The sequence below is a fragment of the Paenibacillus germinis genome (assembly GCF_013141785.1).
GTDB classification, from domain to species: Bacteria; Bacillota; Bacilli; order Paenibacillales; family NBRC-103111; genus Paenibacillus_E; species Paenibacillus_E phytorum.
This window is the reverse complement of sequence record NZ_WHOC01000178.1, coordinates 1-567: the sequence shown is the minus strand read 5'-3', so window position 1 is coordinate 567 and position 567 is coordinate 1. Positions and strand designations below refer to the sequence as shown.

The following is a 567-nucleotide window of genomic DNA, read 5'->3' as shown; positions in this document are numbered from 1 at the left end:
ACGTCCATGATGGACCTAGTCTCTCATATGGGAGTTCACAAGAGAAGTATGTATGACTCCTTTGGCGATAAGCATTCCTTGTATATCAAGGCGTTAAAGCGATATAGTGATTTGATAGATAAATCGGTTAAAAGCATTATAAAAGGCACCAATTCTGCAGAAGAAACTATTAGGTTGGTGTTAGAAATGGCGATCAGACGGGATGAGGACGAGTTTCCAAAAGGCTGTCTGATGGTAAATACCGCTGTCGAGTTGGCCCTACATGATTCTGAGTCCAGAGCTTGGGTCAATCAGAGCTTGACCTATTTTGAGCATTTGATACGTGAGCTTATAGAGGCGGGTCAACAATCGGGTGAACTTGACAAAACGCTCAATGCAGAATGGCTTTCGTGTTATTTTAATAATGCATTAACTGGGCTTCGGGTTTTGGCGAAGACGACAGACGACAGAGAGAAATTAAAGAAAATAATTGAAACAACAATGTCAATTTTAAAGATCAACTAAATTTTTTTGTTATTTTGAGAACGATCGTTCCCAAAATAGTAACTGAAGAGACAAAACTATTAA

1 protein-coding gene is annotated in these 567 nt (G+C 39.0%); it reads left to right on the top strand.

From position 1 onward, the window contains the following. On the top strand, positions 1-504 hold a 504-nt coding region (locus tag GC102_RS34970), incomplete at its 5' end, for a TetR/AcrR family transcriptional regulator (RefSeq protein WP_171693610.1). Positions 505-567: the final 63 nt, after the last annotated feature.